Source organism: Alistipes finegoldii DSM 17242, assembly GCF_000265365.1.
Lineage (GTDB): Bacteria > Bacteroidota > Bacteroidia > Bacteroidales > Rikenellaceae > Alistipes > Alistipes finegoldii.
The window spans coordinates 3111898-3125787 of the sequence record NC_018011.1 but is presented as its reverse complement, the minus strand read 5'-3'; the positions used below and the strand labels follow the sequence as shown (position 1 = coordinate 3125787).

Sequence of the window (13890 nt, the reverse complement as noted above, 5' to 3'; positions counted from 1 at the left end):
CCCGTTCCACGAAGCAGATGCGGGACACGCCCCGCAGGCTTATTTCCACTCGATAGAGGCGCGCACGGCCGGAGTGCCCTCGTCGCTGCGTATCTCGAAAAGCGCCGTGCGGCCACGCTGCTCGTAACCGACGCTAAGCGTCTGGCCGTAACGGCATTCGCGCAGGAAATGGATGTCGAAGCGCACCGGCGTCTCCTGCATGAGCAGTTCGACGGGCAGCATGTCGATCATCATTTCGATATAGCGCATCGTATTGACGTGGCGGTTGAAGTCGATGTCGCTGTAGACCACCTTGTGTTCGACCGTCTGCGCAGGATTCACCTCGCGGATCTTGCGGGGCTTGTCGGTCGGCGACGGAGCGTCGACGATGGCGTCGGCGTGGGCGTCGCCCACCCACGACAGATCGAGCGCCGAACGGCTCTTAAGGTCGATCATCGCCCACTGCGTCACGGCGCGGCCGAATTCGGTCCCTGCCGCATCGGTCAGCGTGAAGTTACGCGTGGAGAGCACCCGGCCGTATTCGTTGATCCACGTGGCGATCGTATAATCGGTATACTGCGTGGGCTGGCTGTCAAATTCGACAGCCATGCGCGAGAGGACCCACGAGTGGTTGTCGGCGTTCAGCGCGTCCACGCCGAAGCCCTTGCCGTGGGCGTCGACGCCCGCCGTATTGAGGATGGCCGAACCGAGCGAGGGAATCGTAGCCCTCAGCGTGAAATCCACGTCCTGCGGTTCGACACGGTAATTATAATGCGATTTTTCTGCCATATTGCTGATTTTTAACGTTGCGTCCCGACAAAGATACGTTTTTTGCAGATATTTTCATATATTTGTTTGACTATTAACCCTTATTAAAAATCGTTAGTTATGGAAATGAAAAAACTCGACTTCGCGGAAACGCTGAAGGATTCGATCGCCATCGGCGTGAAAAACGCCCCGTCGGTGGTCGTGGCAGTGGCCTTGTGGCTCGTGACGATCTGGATACCCTATATCAATATAGGGACGACCATCGCCATCAGCCTGCTGCCGGTCGAACTGGCCAAAGGCAGCGTAATCAACCCGCTCGGAATTTTCGACAGCAAATACCGCCGCTACATGGGCGAGTACCTCATCACGGCCGGCCTGATGGTGATTCCGATCTACATCGCCTTCGTATTCATGATCGTGCCGGGCATCGTGCTGTCCCTGTCATGGGCGCTTTCGTTCTATTTCCTGCTCGGCAAGGGCAAAAAACCGATGCAGGCCATCAAGGCGTCGAACGACGCGACGTACGGCAGCAAGTGGACGATGTTTCTCGTGACGCTGGTATTCGGCATCATGGTGGGCATCGTGTTCGGCATCTTGTACGCCATTTGTCTGGCCATCAACGTCGGCTTCATCACCTTCCTCGTCATGTTCGTCCTGATCGTGCTCGCGGCTTCGGTCCGGATGGCGATCGACGCATCGTTCTGGAAACAGCTGAAAGACAACGTGGAATAAGTTTACGGCACTATTTCCCAAAGACGGCCTGCGGGTCGTCTTTTTTTGTCTAGGACCAAATATTTTATCGAAAAACGATAAATATTATTTGTTTTTCGAAAATAAATACTAAATTTGCACTATCGAAACTTAAAAACCGAAGCTATGCAGAACAAAAAGAGACTGCACAAACATTTGCTGATGATCTACATCATCTACTTCGCGGCGCTGATCGTCGGCTTCGCCGCGAGTTTCGTGCCCGACTTTTCGCGGGGATGGCGCAACGCGCAGAATACGCTGGAGATGGAAATTCCGCAGGGAGGCATACGCTCCTACTACGTTTCGGCTCCGGTCATCCGCTCCGCCGGCGAACCTATAGGCATCGACAACCTGCCGGAGAACATCACTCCGACGATCAGCCGTCTCGACCTGAAGGTGACCGTGGACGAAGCCTACACGCTGGGCAACGCATTCAAGGTGATGGGCAACAACAGCTTCTGCTACCTGCTGATGGTCATCACGGGCCTTTCGTACCTGACGATCCTCGTACTGATCGCACTGATCATCAACTCGCTCCGCAAGTCGATCCGCGACGAGCAGCCGCTACGCCACAGCAACATCCTGCGCACGCGCGCCATCGGCATCCTAATTCTCGTGGGCGAGTTGAGCGAAGCCTTCATGAAGTACCTCAACAACAACGAGGCCGTCCGCCTGCTCGAAGGAACCTCCTTCGAAGTCGTGCAGACATTTCCGCTGAGTTACTGGAACGTGATCGTCGGCATTCTGTTCCTCTTCATGGCCGAAGTGCTCTCACTCGGCACGCAGCTCAGCGAAGAGCAGAAACTGACTATCTAAAAACAACGTAATTACCATGATAACGACAGGAACGACAAATAACGGGGGGGGGACGACATTATGGCTATAATCATCAATATAGACGTCATGATGGCAAAGCGCAAGATGTCGCTCGGCGAACTCGCCGAACGCGTGGACATCACGCCCGCCAACCTCTCGATCCTCAAAAACGGGAAAGCGAAAGCCATCCGGTTCTCGACGCTCGAAGCGATCTGCCGCGAGCTGGACTGCCAGCCGGGAGACATCATCGAATACCGCCCGGACCAGCCGTCGGAAGAGTAACAAAAACCCCTTTATACGATCAATTATGAGAAAAATCACCATGCTCGTCATCGCGGCATTCGCAGTGACAAGCGCAGCGGCCCAGTTCAATCCGCAGCAGCCGATTCCGGCGGACAAGGACGTCCGCACGGGCAAGCTCGAAAACGGAATGACCTACTACATCCGCCACAACGAAAAGCCGAAAGGACAGGCCGACTTCTACATTCTGCACGACGTCGGCGCCATTCAGGAGAACGATTCCCAGCAGGGTCTCGCCCACTTCCTCGAACACATGGCCTTCAACGGCACCAAGAACCTCCCCGGCAAGATGCTGACGGAGTATCTCGAAAAAGTAGGCGTGAAATTCGGCGCCAACCTCAATGCCGGCACCGGCTGGGACCAGACGACCTACATGATGAAGGACGTCCCCACTTCGCGCGAAGGCATCATCGACAGCGCCCTGCTGATCCTGCACGACTGGTCGCACTTCATCGCGCTCGAACCTGAGGAGATCGACTCCGAGCGCGGCGTCATCATGGAGGAGCTGCGCACCCGCGACGGCGCGTCGTGGCGTTCGACCATGAAGATGCTTCAGGCGCTCGGTAAGGACACAAAATACGAGCACCGCAACCTGATCGGCTACCTCGACGGACTGAAGGGCTTCCACCACAAGGAGCTGGAGGACTTCTACAACCAGTGGTACCGCCCCGATTATCAGGCGGTCGTCGTGGTCGGTGACATCGACGTGGATGCCGTAGAAAACAAGATCAAGACGCTCATGAGCGACATTCCGACTCCCGCGGCCGACGCCGCCCGGAAAGAGACGATCACCGTTCCCGACAATGAGGCCCCGATCATCAGCATCTACACCGATCCCGAAATGCAGGGTTCCAAAATCCAACTCTTCGTGAAGCGTCCGGCGCTTCCCGAACAGATGAACAACCTGATATACGGCGAAATGTTCGACGTCATACAGGCCTACATGACCACCATGGAAAACGCCCGTCTGCAGGAGATTTCGATGAAACCCGACGCACCGTTCCTCGGCGCAGGCATGGGTTCGGGCGAAATCGGCGTGATTCCGACGCTCAACGCGACGACGTTCGTGGCCATGACGCAGGACGGCAAACTGGCCGAAGGTTTCGAAGCCATCTACACCGAAATGGAGAAAGTCCGCCGCTACGGCTTCACGCAGGGCGAATTCGAACGCGCCCAGAACGACCTGATGCGCCGCGCCGAACGCGCCTACGCCAACCGCAACGACCGCCGCAACGGCGAGTTCGTACAGACCTATCTGAACAACTACTCGAAGAACACCCCGATGCCCGACGCCGAGACCGAGTGGCAGCTGGACAGCATGCTGATCAAGATGATCAACGTCGAGGCGGTCAACGGATTCGCCCAGCAGGTCATATATCCCCGCAATCAGGTGATCGTCGTCACGGCGCCCGAAAAGGAAGGCATCGTGAATCCGACGGCCGAGGAGCTGCTCGCCATCCGCGAGAAAGTCGCCAACGCCGAAATCGAGGCGTATGAGGACAACACCGTCAAGGAGCCGCTGATCCCGGAAGGCACCGTACTGAAAGGTTCGCCCGTAAAGAAAACGGCACAGGACGCCACGCTCGGCACGACCGAGTGGACGCTCGCCAACGGCGTGAAGGTAGTCGTGAAGCCCACGACCTACAAGGCCGACGAGGTGCGCATGAGCGCCGTGGCCAAAGGCGGACTGTCGATCCTCTCGGACGAGGAGTTCTACATGGGCGAGATGATGCCTGCATTCAACTCGATGTCGGGCGTCGGCAAATTCTCGGCGACGGATCTCAAGAAACAGCTTTCGGGCAAGTCGGCTTCGGTTCAGCCCTCGGTGGAGAACTATGCCAGCGCCGTGAACGGCTACTGCTCGCCCAAAGACCTCGAAACGATGATGCAGCTGCTCTACCTGAATTTCACGCAGCCGCGCTTCGACCAGAACGACTACAACACGCTGATGAAGATGCTGCGCTCGCAGCTCGACAACGTGAAGTCGAATCCCGACTACCTGATGGAGGAGAAATTCATCGACGTGGCCTACGGCAACAACCCGCGCCGCCAGATGATTTCGACCGAGATCATCGACAAGTTCAGCTTCGAAGCCCTGCCGGCGATCTACAGAAAGCTCTATCCGGATGCCAACAGCTTTACGTTCACCATCGTGGGCAATGTGGACCTCGACGCGCTGAAACCGCTCGTGGAGAAGTATATCGGTTCGATTCCCGTGTCGAAGAAGGCCATGACGTTCGCTGACGACAAGTGCGCCCCCGTCAAGGGCGACGTGACGGAGGAGTTTACGGCGCCGATGCAGCAGCCGAAAGTCTCGGTACACTACATGTTCTCCGGCAAGATGCCCTACACGCTCAAGGACAAAGCGGCCCTGACGTTCCTCACGCAGGCGCTCAACTCGCGCTACCTGATTTCGATCCGCGAGGAGAAGGGCGGCACGTACGGCGTGCAGGTTTCGGGTTCGACTGAGTATATTCCCGACGAGACCTACAAGCTGGATATCCGCTTCGACACGAACGAAGAGATGGCGGACGAGCTGCGCGAGATCGTGATGAAGGAGATCCGGGAGATCGCCGAGAACGGCCCCAAGACCGAGGACATCGAGAAGAACCGCGAATTCATGCTCAAGAGCTGGAAAAACAGTCTGGAGCAGAACGCCGGCTGGATGAACTACATTCAGGCCAAATACGGTCCGGGACTGGAATACCTGAAAGATTACGAGCAGGTGATCAGGTCGCTCACCAACGCCGACGTACAGGCCATGGCCAAGAAGGTCCTCGGCGACAACAACCTCGTGAAGGTCGTCATGCGCCCCGCGAAGGAAAAGGCCGAATAACAGACCTGAATCCGCTGAAAAAGCCAGCCGCCGCAACGGCTGGCTTTTTATTTGTCAGCCCGACGAAAAACATTAACTTTGCAGACAATTAAAACAATCAGTTATCACCTATGCGCCAAAGTCTTCGGCTGGTTTCCGGCCTGTATCTCAAACTTAGCCTGCTCACAATCGCTGTAGGCTTCCTGTTACGCATCGTACTGCTCTTCAACGAGCAGACCACCGACCTCGGTTTCTCATTCGGCGAATGGCTGCAGGTTTTCCTGCTGGGCGCCGTGAACGACCTCTGCGCCGCGACGATCGGATTCGCGTTCCTATGGCTCTTCTCGATGAGCGTCTCCGAAACCAAGTACGGCAAACCGTGGGGCTACATCATCCTCGGAATTCTCGTTGCGGCATTCTGCTACGTGACCTTCTGCAACACGATCTTCGACGAATACGGCAGCGTCGCGCCGCAAATCGCCTCCGCCGTTTTGGGCTATTGGGCCGGCACGTTCGCCCTGCGTCTCTTTTTCAAGGGTTTCCGCAGCTACTGGACCACGGTATGGTTCGCGCTCATCATCACGCTCTACGTGGGCGCCATCCTCTTCAACGGACTCAGCGAATACTTCTTCTGGAGCGAATTCGGCGTACGCTACAACTTCATTGCGGTAGACTACCTCGTCTACACCAACGAGGTGGTCGGCAACATCATGGAGTCCTACCCCGTCGTGCCGATGACGCTGGGGCTGATCCTCGTGACGCTGGTCGTGACATGGTATCTCTTCCGCCGCGATCTGGCCCTCGCCGACCGGCTGAAAGGCTGGCGCTGGAAAGCGGTAGCAGGACCGGCGTACATCGCCGCCGTGCTCCTCGCCGTCGGACTGCTGAACTTCAACACCCGGTTTCAGGACAGCCAGAACGTCTATGTAAACGAGCTGCAGGCCAACGGACTCTACAAATTCTACGACGCATTCGTCAAGAACGAACTCAACTACAAGCAATTCTACATCACCGAACCCGAAGAGCAGGCCGAAGCCTTCGTCCATGGGATTTACGGCAGCACGGGCGACAACCTGCACGCCGTACGCTGCGAAGGACCCGAAATCCGCCGCAATATCGTGCTGATTACGATCGAGAGCATGAGTGCTTCGTTCATGGAGCGTTTCGGCAACACGAACCGTCTGACGCCCGTACTCGACTCGCTTTACAAGCAGGGACTCGCCTTCGACCGCGTATACGCGACAGGCAACCGCACGGTGCGCGGACTGGAAGCCGTAACCCTCTCGCTGCCGCCCTGCCCCGGCCAGAGCATCATCAAGCGGCCGAACAATGCCGGCATGCACTCCACGGGTGCGCTGCTGCGCGAAAAGGGCTATAACGTCAAGTATTTCTACGGCGGCAACAGCTACTTCGACAACATGGAGACCTTCTTTTCGGGCAACGGCTACGACATCGTGGACCAGCGGCAGTATGCGCCCGAAGAGATCACTTTCGCCAACATCTGGGGCGTATGCGACGAAGACGCCTACCGCAAGGTCATCCGCACGCTCAACGAAGACGCGCAGAGCGGCAAGCCCTTCTTCGCCCACGTCATGACGGTCAGCAACCACCGCCCCTTCACCTACCCGGCCGGAAAGATCAGCATTCCCCACGACTCGAAGTCCCGCAACGGCGGCGTGATGTATACCGACTACGCCCTCGGTGAGTTCTTCGCGGAGGCTTCGCGGCAGCCGTGGTTCGACAACACGATTTTCCTCGTCACGGCGGACCACTGCGCATCGAGCGCCGGCCGCACCGAGATTCCGCTGAACAAGTACCACATTCCGGCCCTGATCTACGCTCCGGGCTTCGTGGAGCCGCAGTGCGTCGACGGCATCGTCTCGCAGATCGACCTGATGCCAACGCTCCTCTCGCTGCTCAACATGAGCTACGACTCGCACTTCTTCGGCCGCAGCATATACGACAAGCAGTACGTCAACCGCGCATTCATCGCCACCTATCAGGATCTGGGCTACCTCGAAGGCGACGTGTTCACCATCCTCTCGCCCGTGCGGCGGTTCGAGCAATACCGCGTCGTTCCGACGGCGGAGAATCCCCACAACCTCGAACCGATGGAAGAGAAGAACCGGGAGCTGGTAACCCGCGCCGTCGGCTATTACCAGACTTCGGGCGAATGGAACAAACGCTGAGAAACGGACAAAAAGAGAGACCCGTCGTTGCAAATTGCAACGACGGGTCTCTCTTTTACGGTCGGATCCGCTACTTCTCGACGACGGTAACGTCCCTGTCCGTATTCAGCGTCAGCTGATAGGTCCCATAATTACCCGAACCGTTCGTGAACTTGGTGTAGATCGCCGTAAGGTTCACCACCCAGCCGTCTTCGGGAATCTTGTTGTCGCGGAACTGGCTGTAACCGCTCGTACGCACCACGTAGTTGCCCGGAGCCGCATTGGTACCGGAGCCGGTCGCCGCCGCGTCGTAGGTAAACCATGCCGAGCCGTAGAAATAGGTCTCCGCGTTAGCGCCTTCCAGCCTGCGTTTCGTAGCCCAAGTCGCCCACTCGTTGATGTCCGACCAGCCGGGAGAGTTCACGTCGTACGACGTCGAATTCGCAAAATAGTTGGGGAAGGTATTCTTGTAGCCCCACGGCGCCGTGCCGAACTTGCTTTCCAGCCCTTCGAAACGCACCAGACGGCCCAGAGCGGCATCCGAAATCGCCGTCTTGTAGTTATCCTTGGTAACCACCAGCGTATCCGACTTCAGCATCTGCTGCTGTTCGCCGGAGAAAATGTGCTCGTCCTGCATGATCTTGCTCTCGATGTTGTCATTCGAATAGCTGGCGTTGGAGGAGGTCGTACCGATGCTGGTCATACCGCGGTAGTTGCCGAGCACCAGCCCCTGCAGTTTGACGAAAACGATCTGTCCTGCGGGGTGGAAAAGGTAGTTGCCCGTATTGAGCTTAAGCTCGATCGCCGATTCGGACTCCGCATCGTAGAGGTAGACCGATTTATAGACATTGCCGTAACGGTCGGTGGAGATGACCTTGCCGGAGGTGAAAATCGGCTCATCCACCGTCCACGAAGCGACCGTCCCGTCGTTCATGCCGGGATTCTCGGCTTTGAACTGCGCCTTCAGGTCCTTGATCGATATATATTCCAGCCCCTCTTTCTCGAAATCGGCGCGGGTATATATCTTGGCCGCCTTCGGGTTCCTGTAATCGTTGTAACAGCCAACGAAGAACAGCCCTGCCGCGGCGATCAGAAACAGTTTAGATACTTTGTTCATAATATTCGTGTTTTATTCGTTAGCCGTCAGAAACGGAAGTAGAGATTGAGATAATAGGTCGTACCGAACATGTAGAAATACTTCGAGTCGAAGGCTTGATAGGTAGTCACCGTCGTCTCGGTGTTCTTCGTCAGACGGGTCTGCTCGTAACCGCCGGTGCGGATGTCCTGATTGTTCAGGATATTCTTGACTTCGAGGCTGAAGCCCAGCGTATACTGGCGGTGGATATACCAGTTCTTGCCGATGCTGGCGTTGAGCGTATAAGCCGAGTCGAACTTCTCCTGACGGCGCAGGTGAGCGATGTCCTCGGCCGTCATGCCGGTGGTAATCACCGCATCGGTGCGATAGATCGGGCTCATCGACAGATACATGTTGTTGTAATAGTTGAAGTCGGCCGACAGGAAGATGTTGTTGTTGCTGCGGTACGAAAGACCGACGTTGGCGGCCAGCTGCGGGGTGCTCTCCACGCGGAAGTTCTTCCAGTAAACATAGCCGTCGGAGACGATATCGCCGCTGTTGTCCTGCGTCTGCAGGTAATAGGGATTCGAATCGTAGGTGTACTGGCCCCAGCTAACGGCTCCGTTCAGGGCAAGGCTGCGGTACAGGGGAATCGAAACGGCCGCTTCGAGACCGAAGTGGAGCTTGTCGATGCCGCTCATGGCGAAGTTCGTGAAGGTCGCGGCCACGTCGTCGTAGTACGAAATCACTTTCGACTGATCGTAAATGCGGGTATAGTAACCGGAAACGCGCGCTTTCAGGTCGCCGACACGCAGGTTATACGACGCATCCACACCGAAGACACGTTCGGCGGAAAGCCCCGGAGTCGTGGTGTTGCGCGTACGGGGCGACACGAACGAAGCTTGGAATTCGGGGGCGTCCTGCAGGTAAACGACATTCGCTTCGACGGTATGAGCCGCGGAGAAGCGGTAGCTGAAGTTGCCTTTGGCCTTGTAGGTCAGGTAGTCGAGTTTCTTGGAATCGCCCTTCGAATTGTCGGGGAACAAGCCTTTGCGCCAAAGACCCTCGCGCCATTGCGAAGCATATCCCACTTCGCCGCCGACGGTTACGCCCAGACCGCCGACATTGAAATTATAGGCAGCCCATGCCTTCGTCCGGAGGACGTGCGCATAGTAGTCATAGCCGTATTTGTCGCCGACTTTGGCTGCGTGCGCATGACCGTGGCGATAGTAATAGTCGAGGTTGTTCTGATATGCGATGGCGTTCGAACCGAAGTCGCGCTCGGCGAATTTGTCGATGTCGGCCCAATAGTCGCCGCCAAGCAGGTCTTTGACCTCCGAATAGTACTCCGTACGGTTCCGGCGCAGCGAAAGGCCTCCGTAGATTTTGGAGTTATTGCGGAAGATATGCGAGAAGTTGGCAACCAGATTCCAGTCCAGCTGATCGGTGTGACGCTCTTCGACCATATAGTTAGAACGACGGCCCGGACCGTACTGCGCCTCATCGACCGGATCGTTCTGGATATAGTTCGTCTGATACATCTTATCCCAGTCGAAATGGCGGATATTCTGGTAGTTGGCCTGCCAGTAAACCTGCTGCCAAGCCGCACCCAGCATATTCTTGTCGAGCGCGAAGTAGCTCGGCAGATAACGGTAATAGTCCGGGCGCGGGTCGGGACCATTCTGCCACGTCAGCGCCGAGTAACCGTTCATGCCGAAGCGCAGCGAGGTGGCCAGATCGAGTTTCGAACGGTCTGAAATGTCGAACGTATAGTTCAGCATCACGACGGGTTCGTGGTTGTTGCGCACACGGGCGTTACGTTTCTTGCCGTCCTGCCAGCCCCAGTTGGGGTTGTAATAGTTATTGCCGACCAGATCGTAAGCTTCCTGCGTCGCCGCCTGCTGCGCACCGCGTTCGGTAGGAGCGCCCAGCAGGGTCAGCGCCAGACGATGACGCTGACCGAACTGCTTCTCGACAGCGGCAAAATAACCGAAAGCGTTGTAATAGACGCCATTGACATAGGAGTTGCCGCCCTGACGGGTCGAAACCGAAAAGGCATACGACCACCCGTTGTCCTGATAGCCCGAAGCATAGGTGACCATCGCGCGGAAACGGTACATCGAGTTGCCGTTTACGAGGCTCGCACGCAGGCCTTGACGCATCTGCGCAGGACTCGTCACGATATTGGTCGTACCGCCGATGCCGCCCAGACCGGCGTCCGACGCCACGATGCCCGACGTAACTTCCTGATTGCGGGTAGCGTCGTTCAGACCGCTCCACAACGACCACGGCGTATAGCCCGTCATGGCGTCGTTGAGCTGAATGCCGTTCATATACACGTCCTGATACTGCGAATCGTAACCGCGGACGTTGAAACGCATTTCGCTGAACTTGTAGGACGCGATGTTATTGAAGAGGTCTTTCGAAGCCGAGAGCGACGTGGGCAAAGCCTGCGCGTCGTCGGTGGTTTCGGTGTCGAACTCCGCGAAGACCGCGTCGTCGATCATCTGACGCTGCGTATCGGGCACGAGGATCACCGCATTGATGTCGCGCATCTGCGAACCGACACGTACGGCGATATTCGAAGTCTCGAATTCGGGAGTTTCGAACTGCAGCGAATATTCGCCCGCAGGAATATTTTCGAAAACGAAGTTACCCTGCGCATCCGAAACCGTTGTCGTACCGCCCGGCGTCATCGTAATCTTCACGTCGCCGAGTGCAATGCGTCCCGCACGCGAAACGACCCTGCCCTTGATACCGCCGTCCTGTCCAAAGGCGGTCAGCGTCACAAGCGACAGCACTAAAATTAGTAGACTCTTGATTTTCATAGACTATGTAAGTAATTTATTTGGCAAAATAGATATACACCGGGAAGTGGTCGCTGTAACCGCCCTGAAAGTTATTTCCCACGTACGTACGCAGGGGATATCCCTTATACTGTCCCTCTTTCTGCAGCATGTAGTACCGCTTGAAGATATTGCCGTAGAACTTCGATCCGGGAGCCTTCTGCAAACGAAGCCTGCCTTCGGAACCCGTAGCCAGATTCTCCGTGACCACGATATTGTCAAAGAGATTCCATGCATCGCCGTAAGCCAGCGTTCCGAGTCCCGCCTTGAGCATATCGGCAAAGGGGTTGTAGAAATCGCCCGGCTTGAGATCCTTCATCTTGGCTTTGGCACCCAACCCCTCGGCAATGCTCTCGTCCGTAGGATCGTCGTTGAAGTCGCCCATGGCTACGACCTTGGTCGCCGGGTTGATCTTCAGCACGGAATCCGCAATGCGGCGCATCTGCTCCCCGACGGCAATGCGCTTGAATTCCGAAGCGTCCTTGCCGCCCAGCCGCGAAGGCCAGTGCGCAACCATAAAGAAGAAGGGTTCGTTCTCGATGGTTCCCCACATCGTCAGGATGTCACGGGTCTTGAAGTTGGGAAGCTGCGGCACGACGGTTTTCACCGGGAAACTGCCCTCCAGTTTGAACACATCGGGACGATACATGAAAGCCACATCGACGCCGCGGGCTTCGGGCGAATCGTAATGCACGATACGGTAGTTGCCGGGGGCCAATTTGGGCGTCGCCACAATGTCCTCCAGCACCGAGCGCGTCTCGACTTCCGAGACGCCGATAACAGCCGGATAATTCTTGTCTGCGGCAGCAATGTCGAAAAGCACCCGCTCGATATTGCCGAGCTTCTTGAAATACTTGGCGGAATTCCACTTCTTGGGACCTTCCGGCGTGAACTCGTCGTCATGCACCTCCGGATCGTTGATGGTGTCGAAAAAGTTCTCCAAGTTATAGAACATCACCTTGCAGGGCTTCTGCGCAAAGCACATTACGACGAACGCCGCCAAGAACAAAGTGAATATCAGTCGTTTTTTCATCGTTCTGAAATTTTAAGGTTTTACAATCCCCAAGAGGCGGCATCTGTCTTTTCCTTGACCTCGGCAGGCAGCGTGGGGAAGAATTCGAACTTGGTCAGCTCTTCGATCTCCTTGACGCTCTTCACCCAGCTTTTGGCCTCACCCTGACCGCCTTCGTTGGCCACCCAGAATCCGATGGACTTGAGCTGGCCGGCCGAATAATCACCTAGTTTATCACCAGCCTGACGGATGTTACCCTTTACCGTGCGGACAAATACTTTAAAATAGTAATTCGGCACAGGACATAACTTACCGTCGCGGTCTGCCGTCGTAAGCGTACTACCGGGATTCCAATATGCACCGGTTACGACATACAGCGTGTCGGAACACATCCAATGGTCACGGGCCATTTTCTCAAGGTCCGCCCACGGATGCTGGTTCAGGCTGGAGTTCTGGGGCGTCATATTCGAGAAATAGAAAGTCTGCGCCTGCATCGTGGCATTTCCGCTACGGTCGGCATTGGGAATCTGATGGCCGCGGTCGTAATTCGCCGCAGGATAACTACGGGTCAAATTAGCCTGATATTCAGCTGCGATCTTGGGATCATACGCCCATGTTTCCACGCGTCCCGACCCCGTATACGAACTATGCAGCGGATAAGCCACCCACCATGCGGCATACTTGGTTTTGTCGAGACACAACGTATAGTTACGGGCGTTATACCACTGATTCGTATTCTGATTCTTGAGCTGAGCGAAATGTGATACATAAATATAATTGCTATTCACCTTTTCGGCAGGAATCTCAGGCCAAACCAGATTGTGACCGGTCTCATATACATTGTCGTTCGACGAAGTACTGTACTGGACGAGTTCAAGCTCGACGGGCATCTCGCCTTCGAACTCGAACCTGATCAGGGCATGCCGCTCGTCCTTGGTGTTGTTCGGCCAATAATAGACATACTGATTCTTGTCGGACAAACTCGTTCCGACCTTTCCCGTCTTGACAGTCTGGCCTCCCGGCGCTGTCCGGTTAAACGAAATCCATTCGGCTCCCGAAATGATTTCAGCCGTCCACGGCGTCCCCGTATCTCCGGTCACGAGCAGCACGGCAGCGCCCTCCTGATCGGGATGCACGGTCTTGGCAGGGTCCCACTCCACCGAGTTGGCGCCCCCGCCTCCCTTATTGTCGGAATCCTTACCGCACCCCGTAAAGGCGACAGCTATCAGCACCATCGCCGCAAGGGAAGCGGCAAACATCCGCGAACTATATTTATATATCAACGTCATTCAATTAAAAACTAAGTGCGAAAATACGCATTTTAAGACAACCTTCCCCCGGCAGGATGTTCCTGCCGGGAG

10 protein-coding genes are annotated in these 13890 nt (G+C 56.2%); 5 read left to right on the top strand and 5 right to left on the bottom strand.

The features are described from left to right. Window positions 1-39: 39 nt before the first annotated feature. Window positions 40-768, bottom strand: a complete 729-nt coding sequence (locus ALFI_RS13445) for an acyl-[acyl-carrier-protein] thioesterase (protein WP_014776220.1) — start codon at window positions 766-768, stop codon at window positions 40-42. A gap of 99 nt (window positions 769-867) precedes the next feature. On the opposite strand from ALFI_RS13445, the gene ALFI_RS13440 reads away from it, so the two are divergent. The 5 genes from ALFI_RS13440 (at window position 868) to ALFI_RS13420 (ending at window position 7617) form a co-directional block, all read left to right on the top strand. Then, the gene (locus ALFI_RS13440) at window positions 868-1479 is read left to right on the top strand and encodes a hypothetical protein (protein WP_009598091.1); all 612 of its coding nucleotides are present in this window, start codon (window positions 868-870) and stop codon (window positions 1477-1479) included. Window positions 1480-1623: 144 nt separating this feature from the next. Then, window positions 1624-2313 (top strand): DUF2975 domain-containing protein, encoded by a 690-nt coding sequence (locus ALFI_RS13435; RefSeq protein WP_009598053.1) that lies wholly within the window; start codon window positions 1624-1626, stop codon window positions 2311-2313. 60 nt (window positions 2314-2373) lie between these two features. Beyond that, complete coding sequence (locus tag ALFI_RS13430) at window positions 2374-2595, top strand: helix-turn-helix domain-containing protein (RefSeq protein WP_009597909.1); 222 nt, start codon at window positions 2374-2376, stop codon at window positions 2593-2595. 40 nt (window positions 2596-2635) lie between these two features. Further along, window positions 2636-5449: a M16 family metallopeptidase gene (locus tag ALFI_RS13425; RefSeq protein WP_014776219.1), complete on the top strand. Its 2814-nt coding sequence runs from the start codon at window positions 2636-2638 to the stop codon at window positions 5447-5449. Between the two features lie 110 nt (window positions 5450-5559). Then, on the top strand, window positions 5560-7617 hold the full coding sequence (locus ALFI_RS13420) for an LTA synthase family protein (protein WP_014776218.1): 2058 nt from the start codon (window positions 5560-5562) through the stop codon (window positions 7615-7617). Between the two features lie 70 nt (window positions 7618-7687). Here ALFI_RS13420 and ALFI_RS13415 read toward each other — a convergent pair whose 3' ends face one another. From ALFI_RS13415 to ALFI_RS13400, 4 genes are read right to left on the bottom strand one after another with little or no spacing between them, the layout of a single operon-like run. After that, on the bottom strand, window positions 7688-8713 hold the full coding sequence (locus tag ALFI_RS13415; RefSeq protein ID WP_014776217.1) for a DUF5689 domain-containing protein: 1026 nt from the start codon (window positions 8711-8713) through the stop codon (window positions 7688-7690). A gap of 26 nt (window positions 8714-8739) precedes the next feature. Next, window positions 8740-11499: a TonB-dependent receptor gene (locus ALFI_RS13410; RefSeq protein ID WP_014776216.1), complete on the bottom strand. Its 2760-nt coding sequence runs from the start codon at window positions 11497-11499 to the stop codon at window positions 8740-8742. A gap of 16 nt (window positions 11500-11515) precedes the next feature. Next, a complete protein-coding gene (locus ALFI_RS13405) occupies window positions 11516-12550 on the bottom strand; it encodes an endonuclease/exonuclease/phosphatase family protein (protein ID WP_009597929.1) in 1035 nt (344 codons plus the stop codon). A gap of 20 nt (window positions 12551-12570) precedes the next feature. Beyond that, entirely contained in the window at window positions 12571-13788 is a 1218-nt protein-coding gene (locus tag ALFI_RS13400) for a DNA/RNA non-specific endonuclease (protein ID WP_009598052.1), read from the bottom strand. Window positions 13789-13890 lie beyond the last annotated feature (102 nt).